A 17,353-nucleotide genomic window follows, 5' to 3' on the forward strand; every position below is an offset into this window, starting at 1 on the left:
CGTACATGAGCGAGCGTCAGACCGCGCCTGCGGCGCAGGCGCAAAAGGAAAGGGACCGGCCGTGGCTCATGCGCACCTACGCCGGCCACTCCACAGCGGAGGCGTCCAACGAGCTGTACCGGCGCAACCTCGCCAAGGGCCAGACCGGTCTGTCGGTCGCGTTCGACCTGCCGACGCAGACCGGCTACGACTCCGACCACGTCCTCGCGCGCGGTGAGGTGGGCCGGGTCGGCGTCCCGGTCGCGCACCTGGGTGACATGCGCAGGCTGTTCCAGGACATCCCCCTGGAGCGGATGAACACCTCGATGACGATCAACGCCACGGCCATGTGGCTGCTGGCGCTCTACCAGGTCGTCGCCGAGGAGCAGGGCGCGGACATCAGCCGGCTCCAGGGCACGACCCAGAACGACATCGTCAAGGAGTACCTGTCGCGCGGGACGCACGTGTTCCCGCCCGGCCCGTCGCTCCGCCTGACGACGGACATGATCGCGTACACGGTCTCCCACCTCCCGAAGTGGAACCCGATCAACATCTGCAGCTACCACCTGCAGGAGGCCGGGGCCACGCCGGTGCAGGAGATCGCGTACGCGATGTCCACCGCGATCGCCGTCCTGGACGCCGTGCGCGACAGCGGCCAGGTGCCGTCGGAGCGGATGGGCGACGTCGTGGGCCGGATCTCCTTCTTCGTGAACGCGGGTGTCCGCTTCGTCGAGGAGATGTGCAAGATGCGGGCGTTCGGCCGCATCTGGGACCGGATCACGCGTGAGCGGTACGGCATCGAGGACCCCAGGCACCGCCGCTTCCGCTACGGCGTCCAGGTCAACTCCCTCGGCCTGACCGAGGCGCAGCCGGAGAACAACGTGCAGCGGATCGTGCTGGAGATGCTGGCCGTCACCCTCTCCAAGGACGCCCGCGCGCGTGCGGTGCAGCTGCCGGCCTGGAACGAGGCCCTGGGGCTGCCCCGCCCGTGGGACCAGCAGTGGTCCCTGCGCATCCAGCAGGTGCTGGCCTACGAGTCCGACCTGCTGGAGTACGACGACATCTTCGAGGGCTCGAAGGTGATCGAGGCGAAGGTGGAGGGGCTGGTCGCCGACGTCCTCGCGGAGATCGAGCACATCCAGGAGCTGGGCGGCGCGCTGGCCGCCGTGGAGTCCGGCTACCTGAAGTCGCAGCTGGTCGCCTCGCACGCCGAGCGACGGGGCCGGATCGAGTCCGGCCAGGAGAAGATCGTCGGCGTCAACATCTTCGAGGGCACCGAGCCGAACCCGCTCACCGCCGACCTGGACACCGCGATCCAGACGGTGGACCCGGCGGTCGAGGCGCGGGTGGTGGAGTCGCTGCGGCACTGGCGCGACACCCGCTACCAGCCGCCGTTCAACCACCCGCGCCCGTGCAAGGCCCTGGAGCGGCTGAAGGAGGCCGCCAAGGGCACCGACAACCTGATGGAGGCCACCTTGGAGTGCGCCCGCGCGGGGGTCACGACCGGCGAGTGGGCCGGGGCGCTGCGCGAGGTGTTCGGCGAGTTCCGGGCGCCGACCGGAGTGTCGTCGGCGCCGGTGGCGGTGACCGCTCAGGAGGGTTCGGCCCTGTCGGAGGTGCGCCGCAAGGCCGAGCTGACCGCGCGGGACCTGGGCGTGGGCAAGCTGCGCTTCCTGGTCGGCAAGCCGGGCCTGGACGGGCACTCCAACGGCGCCGAGCAGATCGCGGTGCGGGCCCGTGACGCCGGCTTCGAGGTGGTCTACCAGGGCATCCGGCTCACCCCGGAGCAGATCGTGGACGCGGCCCTGGCCGAGGACGTGCACGCGGTCGGCCTGTCCGTCCTCTCCGGCTCGCACGCCCGGCTGGTGCCGGACGTGCTGGAGCGGCTGCGTGTGGCCGGTGCCACAGACATCCCGGTGATCGCCGGTGGCATCATCCCAGGCGGTGACGCCGAACAGCTGAAGGCCGCCGGTGTGGCCGCGGTCTTCACCCCGAAGGACTTCGACATCACCGGCATCATCGGCCGCATCGTGGACGAGATCCGCAAAGCGAACAAGCTCGACCCCCTGGAGGTCCCCGCATGACCAGCCCTGCTCCCCAGGTCAACCGACTGCGCCCGCGGCGCTCCTGCCTGGCCGTCCCCGGCAGCAACCCGCGCTTCCTGGAGAAGGCGCAGGGCCTTTCCGCCGACCAGGTCTTCCTGGACCTGGAGGACGCGTGCGCGCCGCTGGCCAAGCCCGAGGCGCGGCACACCATCGTCAAGTTCCTCAACGAGGGCGACTGGAGCGGCAGGACCAGGGTGGTCCGGGTCAACGACTGGACGACCGAGTGGACGTACCGCGACGTGGTCACCGTGGTCGAGGGCGCCGGCCAGAACCTTGACTGCATCATGCTGCCCAAGGTGCAGAGCGCCCAGCAGGTCGTGGCGCTCGACCTGCTGCTGACGCAGATCGAGAAGACCATGGGCTTCGAGGTCGGCCGCATCGGCATCGAGGCGCAGATCGAGAACGCGCAGGGCCTGAACAACGTCAACGAGATCGCCGCGGCCTCGCCGCGCACCGAGACGATCATCTTCGGCCCGGCCGACTTCATGGCGTCCATCAACATGAAGACGCTGGTCGTGGGCGAGCAGCCACCCGGCTACCCGGCCGACGCCTACCACTACATCCTGATGAAGATCCTGATGGCCGCCCGCGCCCACGACCTCCAGGCGATCGACGGCCCCTACCTCCAGATCCGCGACGTGGACGGCTTCCGCGAGGTCGCGGGCCGCGCCGCCGCGCTCGGCTTCGACGGCAAGTGGGTGCTGCACCCGGGCCAGGTCGAGGCCGCCAACGAGGTCTTCTCGCCCTCCCAGGAGGACTACGACCACGCCGAGCTGATCCTTGACGCGTACGAGTACTGCACGTCCGAGGCGGGCGGCAAGAAGGGCTCGGCGATGCTCGGGGACGAGATGATCGACGAGGCGAGCCGGAAGATGGCGCTGGTCGTCGCGGGCAAGGGGCGGGCGGCCGGCATGCGGCGCACGTCGAAGTTCGAGACCCCCGTCGACTAAGGAGCCCTGAGCACCATGCAGTTCGGACGGACCTACGAGGAGTTCGAGGTCGGTGCGGTCTACAAGCACTGGCCCGGCAAGACGGTCACGGAGTACGACGACCACCTCTTCTGCCTCCTCACCATGAACCACCACCCGCTCCACCTGGACGCGCACTACGCCGAGGGAACGACCGACTTCGGCAGGAACGTGGTCGTCGGGAACTACGTCTACTCCCTCCTGCTCGGCATGTCCGTCCCGGACGTCTCCGGCAAGGCCATCGCCAACCTGGAGATCGAGTCGCTCAGGCACGTGGCGCCGACCTTCCACGGCGACACGGTCTACGGCGAGACGACGGTGCTGGACAAGTGGCCCTCGAAGTCGAAGGACGACCGCGGCATCGTGCACGTGGAGACCAAGGGCTACAAGCAGGACGGCACGCTGGTCTGCGTCTTCCGCCGCAAGGTGATGGTGCCGACCGAGACGTACATCGAGGAGCGCGGCGGCGAGCAGCCGGGCCGCCCCCAGCTGAAGGAACAGGGGAAGAAGTAGATGAGCCGTCTCGCCCAGACCCACGGTCTCACCGACGTCCAGCAGGAGATCGTCTCCACCGTGCGGGACTTCGTCGACAAGGAGATCATCCCGGTCGCGACCGAGCTGGAGCACCGCGACGAGTACCCGCAGGCGATCGTGGACGGCCTCAAGGAGCTGGGCCTGTTCGGGCTGATGATCCCCGAGGAGTACGGGGGCCTGGGCGAGTCGCTGCTGACGTACGCGCTGTGCGTGGAGGAGATCGCGCGCGGCTGGATGTCGGTGTCCGGCATCATCAACACCCACTTCATCGTCGCGTACATGCTCAAGCAGCACGGGACGCAGGAGCAGAAGGACCACTTCCTGCCGAGGATGGCCCTCGGGGAGGTGCGGGGCGCGTTCTCGATGTCGGAGCCGGCGCTGGGCTCGGACGTGTCGGCGATCACGTCGAAGGCAGTGAAGGAGGGCGAGGAGTACGTCCTGAACGGCCAGAAGATGTGGCTGACCAACGGCGGCACGTCTTCGCTGGTCGCGGTCCTCGTCCGCAGTGACGAGGGTCACCCGGAGGGAACGGCCCCGCACAGGTCGATGACGACCTTCCTGGTGGAGAAGGAGCCCGGCTTCGGCGAGGTGCGGCCCGGCCTGACCATCCCCGGCAAGATCGACAAGATGGGCTACAAGGGTGTCGACACGACCGAGCTGATCATGGACGGTCTGCGGGTGCCCGCCGACCGGGTGCTCGGCGGGGTCACCGGCCGGGGCTTCTACCAGATGATGGACGGCGTCGAGGTCGGCCGGGTGAACGTGGCGGCCCGCGGCTGCGGCGTCGCCCGGCGCGCCTTCGAGCTGGGGGTGCGCTACGCCCAGCAGCGGCACACCTTCGGCAAGCCGATCGCCCAGCACCAGGCCATCCAGTTCAAACTGGCGGAGATGGCCACCAAGGTCGAGGCCGCGCATGCGATGATGGTGAACGCGGCCCGGAAGAAGGATTCCGGGCAGCGCAACGACCTTGAGGCGGGCATGGCGAAGTACCTGGCCTCCGAGTACTGCAAGGAGGTCGTCGAGGACGCCTTCCGCATCCACGGCGGCTACGGCTTCTCCAAGGAGTACGAGATCGAGCGCCTCTACCGCGAGGCCCCGATGCTGCTCATCGGTGAAGGTACCGCCGAGATCCAGAAAATGATCATCGGCCGCCGACTGCTCGAAGAGTATCGGCTCCAAGGCTGAATGTCCGCATACGGGGTGTTTTCTCCGAGAAGAAGATCACACCCCGTCAGCGGTCTTCGGCCGCCGACTCGGCTTCCCGGCTTACCCAGTTGTGGCCCTTAACCGCTACGATCGCGGAAAGCCGCCGTCCCCCGTCGAGAGCGCGGCATCATCCGCTACGAAGGTCATCCATGCCCCACAGCCAAACCTCTGCACCTCGCGACAGCCTCGCCGGCGTACGCCTCGCGCGCGGAGCATCGCCGTGGCTTCTGCCGACCGTCGCCACCGCAGCCGTCAGCCTGGTCCGCGCCCGCCGCTCGGGCGTGGCCAAGGCAGTAGCCGTCCCCGCCACCGCGCTCGCGGCGGGGATGCTGTGGTTCTTCCGCGACCCCGAGCGCGAGATCGCCCAGGGCCGGGTCGTCTCGCCCGCCGACGGTGTGGTGCAGAGCATCATGCCGTGGAAGGACGGCCGCACCCGCGTCGCGATCTTCATGAGCCCGCTGAACGTCCACGTCAACCGTGCCCCGCTCTCCGGCACGGTCACGTCGGTCGAGCATGTTCCCGGCGGGTTCGTTCCGGCGTTCAACAAGGAGAGCGAGAACAACGAGCGGGTCGTCTGGCACTTCGACACCGAACTCGGCGACATCGAGATGATCCAGATCGCCGGCGCGGTGGCCCGCCGCATCGTCCCCTACGTCCCGTCGGGCACCAAGGTCGAGCAGGGCGACCGGATCGGTCTGATCCGCTTCGGCTCGCGTGTCGACCTGTACCTGCCGGAGGGCGTGGAGGTCGCGGTCGAGGTCGGCCAGAAGACCGTGGCTGGGGTGACTCGCATTGACCGTGATTGATCCCGAGACCCAGGCCGGCTGGGTGCCCGAGGCCGACGACCTGGACGACGAGGAGGAGATGCCCCTCTCGCTCCGGCTGTCGATAGCGGACACCCTCACCCTGGGCAACGCCACGTGCGGGTTCATGGCGGTGTACTTCACCACCACCGGCATCCTGATCCCGCACCTCACCGGCAGCCAGGAGTCGGGCATGGCCCGGCACAGCGCCGCCACGGCGGTCATCCTGATGCTGTGCGCGGCGGTCTTCGACCTGTTCGACGGGCTGGTCGCCCGCAAGCTGCGCTCCTCCCCCATGGGAGCGGAGCTGGACAACCTCTCCGACCTGATCAGCTTCGGCCTGGCCCCGGCCTACTTCGTGCTGGTCTACGGCATGGTCGCCGACGACGCCCACCAGCGGATGGCGGCGCTCGGCGCGATCGTGGTGCTGCTGGCGGTCGTCCTCAGGCTGGCGCGGTTCTCCTGCGTGACGATGAAGGACGGCGTGTTCCAGGGCATGCCCTCGCCGTTCGGAGCGCTCACCGTGGTCTCCGTCGTCCTGCTGGAGCTGCCCTTCGTGGCGACGCTGCTGGCGATCCTGGGGACGGCGTGGCTGATGGTGAGCCGCGTGGAGTACCCCAAGCCGCGCGGCCGTCTCGCGGTGGCGATGCTCTCCTGGATCGTGCTGTCCATGGGCCTGCTGGCCGCCTGGGCCTTCGACGCCCCCAGCGGCCAGCTGCTGCTCCAGACCGGCTGTGCGCTCCAGCTGGTGATGGGCGCGGTGATCCCGCTGTTCGCCACGGCCCGCCGGGTGAACAACTTCCGCGACAACCGGCGCGAGGCGCGGGCGGCGCAGCTGCCGTAACCCCCGGTATACGCGGAAGGGCCCCGGAATCGTACGGTTCCGGGGCCCTTCCGCGTATACCGGTCGGCGGTGGGCCGCCTCAGCGCAGGAAGTCCTCGCCGATGCGCTCGGCCACCTGCTCCAGGATCGGGCCCGCCTCGGCGATGCACCGGGCGACGTCCGGCTCCACGTCCGTGAGCGCGTACGCCCGGCGGATACCGGCCCGGCCCAGCACCTCGGGGGCGAGCGCGAGTCGCCCGCACACCGCGACGACCTCCTTGCCGGCCGCGCGCGCCGCGGCGGCGACACCGGCCGGTGCCTTGCCGTGCAGGGTCTGCTCGTCCAGCGAGCCCTCTCCGGTGATCACCAGGGACGCCCGCCCCAGCGCGGGCGCGAAGCCGAGGACGTCGAGCATGACCTCGATCCCGGCACGGAAGCGCGCACCGACGATGAGCGCCCCGTACCCGATGCCGCCCGCCGCGCCGGCGCCGGGCGACGCGGCGAACTCGGCCGCCCGCGCCCCGATCGCCTCCTCCAGCACCTTCGCGTAGTGCGCGAGGGCCGCATCCAGCGTCTCCACGTCCTCGGGCGAGGCACCCTTCTGCGGCCCGTAGACCGCCGGGGCGCCCTTCGGGCCGGTCAGCGGATTGTCCACGTCGCTGGCCAGCACGAACTCGGCTTCGGCGAGCCGCGGGTCCAGGCCCGACAGGTCCGCGCGGGCCAGGTCCGCCAGTCCACCGCCGCCGGGCGCGACCGGCTCGCCGTCGGCGCCGAGCAACCGCGCGCCCAGAGCGGACAGCATGCCCGCACCGCCGTCGGTGGTCGCGCTGCCGCCCACGCCGAACACGATCGTCCGGGCGCCCGCGTCGAGCGCGGCCCGCAGCAGCTCACCCGAGCCGTACGTCGAGGCCGACAGCGGCGCGAAGACGCCGGCCGGGAGCCGCTGCAACCCGCTGGCCTCGGCCATCTCCACGACCGCGGTGTCACCGCGCAGCGCGAACGCCGCCGTCACCGGCTCGCCGAGGGGCCCGGCGACCCGCACCTCCCGGCGCTCGAACCCGGCCGCGACCGCCGCGTCCACGGTGCCGTCGCCGCCGTCGGCCACCGGCAGCGCCTCGACCTCCACGTCCGGCACGACCCGCCGCAGCCCGGCCGTCACCCGCTCGGCGACCTGCACGGCCGTCAGCGAGCCCTTGAACTTGTCCGCGGCAATCAGCACCCTGCGGGTGCCGTGCACTGCAGCGTCCGCCACCTTGCATTCCCCTTGCTCTCCGGGCCCCGCACGTCAGGGGGCCAGTCGCGCCGCTGTGACCATAACCGGCGACGCCCCCCGCCGTCATGCCCCGCCCGCTCCCTGAGAAGCCCCAAGGCCTCACTCCGCCCGCTTGCCGGTGCCCTTACCCTTCCTGGATGACCACTGCGGACTACGCCACGTACATCGCCGGCCTGCCCCGGGTGCTCGCCGGTGCCGCCGCTCTCTTCCTCGACACGCAGGGGCGCGTGCTGCTCGTCGAGCCGAACTACCGGGAGGGGTGGGCGCTGCCGGGCGGCACGGTCGAGTCCGACACCGGCGAGAGCCCCCGCCAGGGGGCCCGCCGCGAGACCCTGGAGGAGATCGGTCTCGACCGCCCGCTCGGGCGGCTGCTCGCGGTGGACTGGGTGCCCGGCACCGGCCGCCCTCCGCTGGTCGCGTACCTCTACGAGGGCGGGGTCCTCACCGACGAGGACCTCAAGGCGATCCGGCTCCAGGAGGAGGAACTGCTCTCCTGGCGCCTGGTGGGGCGCGACGAACTCGCCGCCCATCTGACGGGCTCCCTGGGCCGCCGCGTCCTGGCCGCCCTCGACGTGCTCACCGAGGGCACGGGCACGGCCGAACTGGAGAACGGCCACCGCGTCGGCTGACCACGCCGAGGCCCTGCCCCGCCCGGGCCCGTGGGCGCTGGTGTCCGTGTACGGGTCCTCACCCAGAACCTGGACGGGCTGCACCAGCTCGCGGGGATGCCCGCCCGCAAGGTGCTCGAACCGCACGGCAGCGTGCACAGTGTCGTGTGCACCGGTGACATGCGCGTGGGCCCATGGAGGACGCGCTCGCCCGGGTCGAGGCCGGTGAGGACGATCCGCCCTGCCGGGAGTGCGACGGCATCCTCAAGTCGGCCACGGCGATGTTCGGCGAGCGCCTCGACCCGGTCGCCCTGGGCGAGGCGCTCGCGATCGCCAAGGCCTGCCAGGTGTTCGTCGCCGTCGGGGGGGCCTCCAGATGCAGCCGGCGGCCGGCCTCGCGCAGGTCGCCGCCGGCCACGGCGCGCGCCTCGTCATCGCCACCGCGGAGCCGATGCCGTACGACGAGATCGCCGACGAGGTGGTCCGCGAACCCATCGGCACCTGCCCGCGTTGCTGGACCGGCTGCGCGACGCCGACCCAACCAGGATCGGGGCACCTCGGGCCGGGGGCGCTCAGAAGAGTCCGGCGCCCTGCTCGAAGTCCAGCAGGCGGCGCTTGCGGGCCAGGCCGCCGCCGTAGCCGGTGAGGCTGCCGTTCGCGCCGATGACGCGGTGGCAGGGGACGATGATGCCGACGGGGTTCTTCCCGTTGGCGAGGCCGACGGCGCGGGAGGCCTGGGGGCTGCCGAGGGCGTGGGCGAGTTCGCCGTACGTGCGGGTCTCGCCGTAGGGGATCGCGCGCAGCTGTTCCCAGACGCGGCGCTGGAAGGGGGTGCCGGCCAGGCGCAGCGGGAGGGTGAACTCCTTGAGACGGCCCGCGAAGTAGGCGGCGAGCTGGTCGGCGGTCTCCCCGAAGCAGCGGTCGTCCCGTTCGCCGAACGTCTCCTGGAGCGGGCGGTGGCGCTGGTCGGTCATGTACAGGCCGCACAGGACGCCGTCGTCGGCGACGAGGGTGAGCGGGCCGTAGGGGCTGTCGATGACGGTGTGCTGCTTCATCCGGAACGTCCTCAGACGGGAAGGAAGTTGATGGGGTGATTGTCGGTGGCCCACAGGTACTGCACGGCGTAGGCCCGCCAGGGGCGCCACGCCGCGGCGCGGGCGGTGAGGGCGGCCGGGGTGGAGGGCAGGCCCAGTTCGCGGGCGGCGCGGCGGATGCCGAGGTCGGTGGGGAGGAAGGCGTCGGGGTCGCCGAGGGCGCGCATGGCGATGACGTCGGCGGTCCAGGGGCCGAAGCCGGGCAGTGCCAGGAGGTCGGCGCGGGTGTGGGGCCAGTCGCTCTCCACCCCGAGGCGCAGGGTGCCTTCGGCGAGCCGGTGGACGAGGGTGGTGAAGGTGGTGCGCCGGGTCCGGGGCATGGCCAGGGACTCGGGGTCGAGAGCGGCGAGCGCCTCGGGGGCGGGGAAGAGGTGGGTGAGGCCGCCCTCGGGGTCGTCGACCGGCTCGCCGTGGGCGGTGACGAGGCGGGCCGCGTGGGTGCGGGCCGCGGCCGTGGAGACCTGCTGGCCGAGCACGGCCCGGACGGCGAACTCCGCCTCGTCCACGGTGCGCGGCACCCGCCGGCCCGGGGCCTTGTCGACCAGGGGGGCGAGGACGGGGTCGGTGCGCAGCTGGTCGTCGATGGCGACCGGGTCGGCGTCCAGGTCGAGCATGCGGCGGCAGCGGCTGATGGCGACGGGCAGGTCACGCAGGTCGCCGAGGGTGAGCCGGCAGGCGATGTGGTCCGGGCGCGGGGTGAGCGCGGCGATGCCGTGGCCGTAGGGCAGGCGCAGCGTGCGGCGGAAGGCGCCGTCGCGCCACTCCTCGACGCCGGGTACGGCGGTCGCGGCGAGGTGGCCGAAGAGGTTGTCCGGGTTGAGCGGAGCACGGAAGGGCAGCCGCAGCGATAGGGCGCCGGGCCCGGCGGTACGCGCCTGGCCCGCTGCGGCCTCCCGGGGTGCCCGGCCGCGCAGCTCGCTGGGGGTGAGCGCGAAGACCTCGCGCACGGTGTCGTTGAAGGCGCGGATCGAGGCGAAGCCGGCTGCGAAGGCGACCTCGGCCATGGGCAGGGCGGTGGTCTCGATCAGCAGCCGGGCGGTCTGGGCACGCTGGGCGCGGGCGAGCGCGAGCGGGCCGGCGCCGAGTTCGGCGAGGAGCTGGCGTTCGATCTGGCGGGTGCTGTAGCCGAGGCGGGCGGCGAGGCCGGGAACGCCGTCGCGGTCCACGACGCCGTCGGCGATGAGCCGCATGGCGCGGGCCACGAGGTCGGCGCGCCGGTTCCACTCCGGTGAGCCGGGGCTGGTGTCGGGGCGGCAGCGTTTGCAGGCCCGGAACCCCGCCTGCTGACAGGACGCCGCACTGGGCAGGAACGTCATGTTCTCCGGCTTGGGCGGCACCGCGGGGCAGCTGGGCCGGCAGTAGATGCGGGTGGTCAGGACGGCGGTGAAGAACCAGCCGTCGAATCGTGCGTCCTTCGACTGGACGGCGCGGACACAGCGTGCACGGTCGGTGTGCATCCCCTTCTGCATGCGTCCAGGATCCTGCATCGGCCGCGTCCGGGCTGGCGGGAATCCGACATGACCCTTGTGTGTTCTGCGCGGCTCCGGATCGCTTGGCGAACTTTTCACCGTATTTCGGGGTGCGCATCAGCAACCCCGCCCCCTCATTCTGCATCCTGATTGGTGCTGGGGGTGTTCGCAGGGTCTGCCCGTCGAAACACCAGCTTCTTGGTTTTCGGACGGCAGCCGCGGGTGCGGCGTGCCGCTACGGGAAGGTGGCCGCGTGGCGCTGACTGGTGCGACGTTCTTCTTCGTTCTCGTCGTCGCGACGGTCCTCGCGATGATCGGCACGGTCGCGGTGTGGTCGAGAGTGCGCGGACCGCGGCCGGTGCGGTGGCTGGTGCACGGCGCGATGATCGCCCTGTGCCAGCTCACCGCCATCACCGTGGTGGCGACCTGGATAAACAACAGCTACGGGCTGTACGCCTCGTGGCAGGACCTGCTGGGCACGACGAGCAGCGCGAACGCGGACGCGATGCCGGGCCCGCCGCCGAGCCGCGCCAAGTTCAACCACGGGACGCGCGACGGCGTGCTCGACACGTACTTCCGCGGTGGCCGCTCGACGCTGTCGGGCCAGGTCCTGGTGTGGACGCCGCCGCAGTACAAGGAGCCCGCCTACCGCAAGAAGCGGTTCCCGGTGCTGATCATGATGCATGGCGTCCCCGGCTCCCCGCAGTCCTGGCTGGAGCACGGCGGTATGCCCGGGGACTTCGAGAAACTGATGAAGGAGCGCAAGGCGCACCCCTTCATCCTGGTGATGCCCGTGATCGACCCGGGCAGCGTGGACACGGACTGCAGCGACCTTCCCGACCGCAAGGTCGCGACCTGGCTGGCGTACGACGTCCCCGACCTGGTCCGGCACAAGTTCCGCACCTTGCGGGGCAGCAAGGGCTGGGGCGTGATGGGCTACTCCACCGGCGGCTACTGCGCCGCGAAACTGCCGCTGCAGTACCCGAAGATCTTCGGTGCGGGCGCCGCCATCGACCCCGACCCGCTGACGGGCGACACCTCGGTCATCCCCGACGCCAAGCTGCGCCGGGCCAACACTCCGACCGATCTCGTCGTCGGCTCCACGGCCCGGGTCAGCCTGTTCCTCGCCACGTCCCACCAGGACCGGGTCAGCCCGCCCGCCTCCATCGAGAAGTTCCTGGCGGCCTCGGCGGCCTCGTCCGTGCAGGTGCGCACCCAGTTGCTGCCGAGCGGAGGGCACAACTACCACACGTTCGCGGCGTCGTACCCGATGGCCTTCCACTGGCTGAGCGCCTGGCTGTCGGCGCCCAAGTAGGGCCGGGGCGGGTCCGCCTCGGGGGCGCCGGGGCGGGTCCGCCTCCGGGGCGCCCGGTGCCCGCCGGGGGCGGGCCGGTGGCCGTGCGCAGCGCGGTGCCCCCTCTCAGGCGAGTTGCGCGGCGAACGCCTGGTAGGCCGGGTCGTCGAAGAGGACGAACGTGACCTCTTCGACGTCGGTCCGGGTCTCCCGCACGGTCTGGACGGCGACGCGTGCGGCGTCGTCGAGCGGCCAGCGGTAGACGCCGGTGGAGATCGCCGGGAAGGCGACCGTGCGGGCCCCCAGTTCGTCGGCGACCCGCAGGGACTCGCGGTAGCAGGAGGCCAGGGGTGCCGGGTCGCTGCCCGGGCCCTGGTACACCGGACCGACGGTGTGGATCACCCAGCGGGCGTCCAGCGCGCCCGCGGTGGTGGCGACGGCCTGCCCAATGGGCAGGCCTCTGCCGTACCTGGAGGCGCGCAGCGCGCGGCACTCCTCCAGGATGGCGGGGCCGCCGCGGCGGTGGATGGCGCCGTCGACGCCGCCTCCGCCGAGCAGGGAGGAGTTGGCGGCGTTGACGAGGGCGTCGGCGTGCTGCCGGGTGATGTCGCCGCGCACGAGCCTGAGGGCGGGGGTGGCGGTCATGTCTGGCGCAGCCTCCTCCAGACGGCCTTGGCCGCGTTGTGTCCGGACATGCCGTGCACTCCGGGGCCGGGCGGGGTGGCCGAGGAGCAGATGAAGACGGCCGGGTGCGGGGTGTGGTACGGGAACAGGGTGAGCTTGGGCCGCAGCAGGATCTGGAGTCCGGAGACCGCGCCGGAGGCGATGTCGCCGCCGACGTAGTTGGCGTTGCGGGCGGCGAGCTGTGCCGGTCCGGCGGTGGCGCGGGCGAGGACGCGGTCGCGGAAGCCGGGGGCGTAGCGCTCCAGTTGGCGTTCGATGGCGTCGGTGAGGTCGCCGTCCCAGCCGGCCGGCACATGTCCGTACGCCCAGAAGACGTGCTTGCCCGCGGGGGCCCGGGTGGGGTCGACGACGCTGGGCTGGACGGTGATGAGGAAGGGTCTGTCGGGTGCGCGGCCCTCGCGGGAGGCGGCGCGCAGCGCGGCGCCGATCTCGGTGCTGTCCGCCCCGATCTGCACGGTTCCGGCGGCGCGGGGCTCCTCGGCGGTCCACGGGACGGGACCGTCCAGCGCGTAGTCGATCTTGAAGACGCCGGGGCCGTACCGGTAGGAGTCGTAGTAGCGGCCCAGGCCCGCGATGCGGGCCAGCGCGGTGGGTGAGGTGTCGAAGACGTACGCCCGGGCGGGCGGCAGGTCGTCGAGGCGTTTGACCTCGTAGTCGGTGTGCACGGCGCCGCCGAGGTCCTTGAGGTGGGCGGCGAGGGCGTCGGAGATCGCCTGGGAGCCGCCGCGGGCCAGCGGCCAGCCGCGGGCGTGCGCCGCCAGCGCGAACACCAGGCCGATGGCGCCGGTGGCGAAGCCGCCGAGCGGCGCCATCACGTGGGCGACGAGGCCGGCGAAGAGCGTCTTGGCCCGCTCGTCGCGGAAGCGGCGCGTCAGCCAGGTGGAGGGGGGCAGCCCGGCGAGGCCGAAGCGGGCGAGGGTGACCGGGTCGCGGGGCAGGGCGGTCAGCGGCAGGGACATGAAGTCGCGGGCCAGGGTGTCCCAGCGGGGCAGGAACGGCTCGACGAGCCGGCGGTACGCGCCGGCGTCCCGCGCCCCGAAGGAGGCGGCCGTCTCGGCGACGGAGCGGGCCAGGACGGCCGCGGTGCCGTCGGGGAAGGGGTGGGCCATGGGCAGCTCGGGGTGGAGCCACCGCAGGCCGTAGCGCTCCAGGGGCAGGGCGCGGAAGGCGGGCGAGTTGACGGCGAGGGGGTGGGCGGCGGAGCACGGGTCGTGCCGGAACCCGGGGAGGGTCAGCTCCTCGGTGCGGGCGCCGCCGCCGACGGTGTCCCGCGCCTCGAACACGGCCGTGGAGAAGCCGCGGCGGGCCAGCTCCACGGCGGCGGTCAGGCCGTTCGGCCCCGCTCCCACGACCACGGCATCGAGCATCGACGGCACCTTCGGACCCCTTCGTCAGCCGATGGCCACGCGGACCTGTCGTCGGTGCCAGGATATGCCGCCGCACCGACACCGGGGCCCGCGGGGCGCGGCTCCCGCAGGGTTCGGCGGCCCCGGGCGTAGCTCAGGCCGGGGCGGTCAGCGTCCCGATCACCCGCCGGGCGGTGGCCGCGTCCCGCGCGGCGGTGAACGGCAGGGCGTTGCCCCCGGTGACACGGAACGGCTCGCCCGCGAGGGTCACGTGGGTGCCGCCCGCCTCCGCCACGAGCAGCAGGCCCGCCGCGTGGTCCCAGGCGGCCTCCCAGGTGAACGCGGTGGCGTCCAACTCGCCCCGGGCGACGGCCAGGTACTCCAGGCCGGCCGAGCCGCAGGCGCGGGGCGCGAATCCGTCGCTCCACAGGCCGCGCAGGGCGCGCTTCTGCGCGTCGTTCGTGAAGTCGGGGTGTGAGGTGGCCACTTGGAGCGCGCGGCCCGGCTCGGGGGCGCCGCAGCGCAGGGGTTCGCCGTCGAGGCGGGCGCCCCGGCCGCGCACCGCGACGGCGAGCCGGTCGAGGGCCGGGGCGTAGGTCCAGGAGGCCAGGACGACGCCGCGCAGGGTGAGGGCGACCAGTGTGCAGAAGCCCGGGTCGCCGTGCACGAACTGGCGGGTGCCGTCCACCGGGTCCACGATCCACACCGGGGCGTCACCGCCTATGGCCCGGTAGACGGCGGGGTCGGCGTGCACCGCCTCCTCGCCGACCACGAGGGAGCCGGGCAGCAGGCCGGCGAGCGTGTCGGTGAGGTACCGCTCGGCGAGCCGGTCGGCGTCGGTGACCAGGTCGTGCGGTCCGGACTTCTGGGCGACCTCGTGCTCGGCGAGCCTGCGGAAGCGGGGCATGATCTCGGCCGCGGCGGCCTTGCGGACCGCCTCCTCCACGTCGGACGAGCGCTCCGCGAGAAACTCTTCGATGGTTTCCGTCTCTTCGATCATGCCTCCATGAGAGCACGCGCCTGTGACAACGCCCGCCGCCCGGGTGCACACCGGGTGGAATCGGCGTGAACACCCGGGGCGAGGGCCGGGGGCCGGGATCCTGAGGCCGCCCTTCCCTGACTTCCCGGTGCCGCTGAGCGCTTCCCTGACTTCCCTGTGCCGCTGAGCGCCTCCCGGTCTCCTCCGGTGCCGCTCAGCGCCCCACCGCGTACCCCTGCATCCCGCGCGGGTTGGCCGCCGCCGACAGGACGCCCGTGCGCGGGTCCCGGGCGACCGCGCACAGCCGGCCCTCGGACCAGGCGTCGCCGACCGTCACGTCGTGGCCCCGGCGGCGCAGCCCGGCGACGACCTCCGGGTCCGTGCGGGACTCGACGGTGACGGAGCCCGGACGCATGCCGCGCGGGTAGAAGGACCCCGGGAAGGCGTCGTTGTGCCAGTTCGGGGCGTCGACGGCGCCTTGCAGGTCGAGGCCGCCCCGGACCGCCGAGCGCAGCGCGACCGCCAGGAAGAAGTGCAGCTGCCACTGGTCCTGCTGGTCACCGCCGGGCGTGCCGAAGGCCAGCACGGGCACTCCGTCGCGCAGGGCGAGGGACGGGCTGAGGGTGGTGCGGGGGCGGCGGCCGGGCGTCAGCGTGTTCGGCAGGCCCTCCTGCAGCCAGGTCATCTGCAACCGGGTGCCGAGCGGGAAGCCGAGTTCGGGCACGACGGGGTTGGACTGGAGCCAGCCGCCGCTGGGCGTGGCGGCGACCATGTTGCCCCAGCGGTCGACGACGTCGAGGTGGCAGGTGTCGCCGCGGGTGGCGCCGTCGGAGCGGACCTCGGGCTCGCCGGGCACGGGGGACGTGGGCGGCTTGGCGACCGTCGGCTCGCCGATGCCGAGGGCGTCGTACCCGCCCTCGTCCGCGGCGGCCCGGTACGCGTGCGCGCTCAGCCTCGGAACGCGCCCGCCGGGGCTGCCGGGACGCAGTTCCCAGGAGGCCTCGGCGCCGATCAGCCGGCGCCGATCGGCGTTGTACGGCGCGGAGAGCAGGTCGGCGAGCGGCACGCCGGCCGCGTCCCCGTACCAGGCCTCGCGGTCGGCCATGGCGAGCTTGCAGCCCTCGACGAGCAGGTGGACGTAGTCGGCGGACCCGTAGGGGGGCAGTTCGGGCGGGAGCAGGGCGAGTTGCTGGAGGAGGACCGGTCCCTGGCTCCAGGGGCCCGCCTTGCACAGGGTCCAGCCGTTCCAGTCGTAGGCCGCCGGGTCCTCGTAGGACGCGGACCAGCCGGCGAGGTCGGCGGCGGTGAGGGTGCCGGTGCGGTGCTCGCCGCTGGTGTCCAGCGTGGGCCGCCGCGCCTGCCGGACCAGGGCCTCGGCGACGAAGCCGGACCGCCACGCCTCGCGGGCGGCGTCGATCCGCGCCTCCCGGTCCCCGGCCCCGGCCGTCTCGGCCAGCAGCCGTTTCCAGGTGGCGGCCAGGGCGGGGTTGCGCAGCAGTTCCCCGGGCCGGGGCGGCCGGCCGCCGGGCAGGTACACGTCGGCCGATGAGGTCCACTCGGTCTCGAACAGTTCCCGTACGGTCTCGACGGTCGCCCCGACGCGCTCCACCGGCGCGTGCCCGTGCTCGGCGTACCCGACGGCGTACTTCAGGACGTCGTCGAGCGACTTGGTGCCCTGGTCGCGCAGCAGCAGCATCCACGCGTCGAAGGCGCCGGGAACGGCGGCGGCGAGCGGCCCGGTGCCCGGCACGAGGTCGAGCCCGAGCCCCCTGTAGTGCGCGACCGTCGCCCCGGCCGGCGCCACGCCCTGCCCGCACAGCACCCGCACCTCGCCGCCGGCCGGCGCGAGCAGGATCGGCACCTCACCGGCCGGCCCGTTGAGGTGCGGCTCCACGACGTGCAGCACGAACGCACCGGCCACGGCCGCGTCGTAGGCGTTGCCGCCGGCCTCCAGCACGGCCATCGCCGACTGCGAGGCCAGCCAATGGGTGGAGGACACCATGCCGAAGGTGCCCTGGAGGGTGGGGCGGGTGGTGAACTGCATCTCTCACCTCGGTGTTCGCTGCGTGCCGGTGGCGTCGCCGGTTCTGGTGACCCGGGTTCGGTACGCCATCCCAGATCTTGCCGGGCCTCCCCAGATCTCCCCAGGCGGTTGCGGCGGTACGCACCGCGGCTGCCGGGCCGCGGG

Annotated in this window: 15 protein-coding genes and 1 pseudogene; 9 read left to right on the forward strand and 7 right to left on the reverse strand. The window is 72.6% G+C overall.

The annotated features are described in order from the left end of the window. Positions 1-5: 5 nt before the first annotated feature. The 6 genes from AB0G56_RS06775 to pssA all read left to right on the forward strand — a co-directional run bounded on the left by AB0G56_RS06775 (position 6) and on the right by pssA (position 6,439). Entirely contained in the window at positions 6-2,063 is a 2,058-nt protein-coding gene (locus AB0G56_RS06775) for a protein meaA (protein ID WP_360964738.1), read from the forward strand. Then, on the forward strand, positions 2,060-3,034 hold the full coding sequence (locus AB0G56_RS06780; protein WP_360964741.1) for a CoA ester lyase: 975 nt from the start codon (positions 2,060-2,062) through the stop codon (positions 3,032-3,034). Before AB0G56_RS06775 ends, AB0G56_RS06780 begins: the two co-directional genes overlap by 4 nt. 15 nt (positions 3,035-3,049) lie before the next feature. Next, positions 3,050-3,565, forward strand: coding sequence for a MaoC family dehydratase (locus AB0G56_RS06785; protein WP_360964744.1), 516 nt, complete (start codon positions 3,050-3,052; stop codon positions 3,563-3,565). Next, a complete protein-coding gene (locus AB0G56_RS06790) occupies positions 3,566-4,771 on the forward strand; it encodes an acyl-CoA dehydrogenase family protein (protein ID WP_360964747.1) in 1,206 nt (401 codons plus the stop codon). 170 nt (positions 4,772-4,941) lie between these two features. After that, complete coding sequence (locus AB0G56_RS06795) at positions 4,942-5,598, forward strand: phosphatidylserine decarboxylase (RefSeq protein WP_360964749.1); 657 nt, start codon at positions 4,942-4,944, stop codon at positions 5,596-5,598. A 22-nt stretch (positions 5,599-5,620) separates the two neighbouring features. After that, the gene (gene pssA, locus AB0G56_RS06800) at positions 5,621-6,439 is read left to right on the forward strand and encodes a CDP-diacylglycerol--serine O-phosphatidyltransferase (protein ID WP_360965206.1); all 819 of its coding nucleotides are present in this window, start codon (positions 5,621-5,623) and stop codon (positions 6,437-6,439) included. 79 nt (positions 6,440-6,518) lie between these two features. On the opposite strand, the gene AB0G56_RS06805 is transcribed toward pssA, so the two are convergent. Continuing rightward, complete coding sequence (locus AB0G56_RS06805; protein ID WP_360965209.1) at positions 6,519-7,637, reverse strand: glycerate kinase; 1,119 nt, start codon at positions 7,635-7,637, stop codon at positions 6,519-6,521. 191 nt (positions 7,638-7,828) lie between these two features. Here AB0G56_RS06805 and AB0G56_RS06810 point away from each other — a divergent pair, with 191 nt between their 5' ends. Then, entirely contained in the window at positions 7,829-8,320 is a 492-nt protein-coding gene (locus AB0G56_RS06810; protein WP_360964752.1) for an NUDIX hydrolase, read from the forward strand. A gap of 36 nt (positions 8,321-8,356) precedes the next feature. Further along, positions 8,357-8,824 (forward strand): annotated as a pseudogene (locus AB0G56_RS06815) (Sir2 family NAD-dependent protein deacetylase); the annotation flags it as partial. Between the two features lie 47 nt (positions 8,825-8,871). Here AB0G56_RS06815 and AB0G56_RS06820 read toward each other — a convergent pair. Together AB0G56_RS06820 and AB0G56_RS06825 are read right to left on the reverse strand one after the other, a co-directional pair. Beyond that, the gene (locus AB0G56_RS06820) at positions 8,872-9,354 is read right to left on the reverse strand and encodes a methylated-DNA--[protein]-cysteine S-methyltransferase (RefSeq protein ID WP_360964755.1); all 483 of its coding nucleotides are present in this window, start codon (positions 9,352-9,354) and stop codon (positions 8,872-8,874) included. A gap of 11 nt (positions 9,355-9,365) precedes the next feature. Beyond that, positions 9,366-10,862: an AlkA N-terminal domain-containing protein gene (locus AB0G56_RS06825; protein WP_360964758.1), complete on the reverse strand. Its 1,497-nt coding sequence runs from the start codon at positions 10,860-10,862 to the stop codon at positions 9,366-9,368. A gap of 253 nt (positions 10,863-11,115) precedes the next feature. Between AB0G56_RS06825 and AB0G56_RS06830 the strand changes: the two genes are divergently transcribed. Then, positions 11,116-12,177: an alpha/beta hydrolase-fold protein gene (locus tag AB0G56_RS06830; protein ID WP_360964761.1), complete on the forward strand. Its 1,062-nt coding sequence runs from the start codon at positions 11,116-11,118 to the stop codon at positions 12,175-12,177. 105 nt (positions 12,178-12,282) lie between these two features. On the opposite strand, the gene AB0G56_RS06835 is transcribed toward AB0G56_RS06830, so the two are convergent. From AB0G56_RS06835 to AB0G56_RS06850, 4 genes are all read right to left on the reverse strand, one after another. Continuing rightward, the gene (locus AB0G56_RS06835; RefSeq protein WP_360964764.1) at positions 12,283-12,801 is read right to left on the reverse strand and encodes an O-acetyl-ADP-ribose deacetylase; all 519 of its coding nucleotides are present in this window, start codon (positions 12,799-12,801) and stop codon (positions 12,283-12,285) included. Further along, complete coding sequence (locus AB0G56_RS06840; protein ID WP_360964767.1) at positions 12,798-14,207, reverse strand: NAD(P)/FAD-dependent oxidoreductase; 1,410 nt, start codon at positions 14,205-14,207, stop codon at positions 12,798-12,800. Before AB0G56_RS06840 ends, AB0G56_RS06835 begins: the two co-directional genes overlap by 4 nt. A gap of 133 nt (positions 14,208-14,340) precedes the next feature. After that, positions 14,341-15,186 (reverse strand): inositol monophosphatase family protein, encoded by an 846-nt coding sequence (locus AB0G56_RS06845; protein ID WP_360964770.1) that lies wholly within the window; start codon positions 15,184-15,186, stop codon positions 14,341-14,343. 193 nt (positions 15,187-15,379) lie between these two features. Next, on the reverse strand, positions 15,380-17,209 hold the full coding sequence (locus AB0G56_RS06850; protein WP_360964773.1) for a gamma-glutamyltransferase: 1,830 nt from the start codon (positions 17,207-17,209) through the stop codon (positions 15,380-15,382). Positions 17,210-17,353 lie beyond the last annotated feature (144 nt).

The organism is Streptomyces sp. NPDC021356, assembly GCF_040641015.1.
GTDB lineage: Bacteria > Actinomycetota > Actinomycetes > Streptomycetales > Streptomycetaceae > Streptomyces.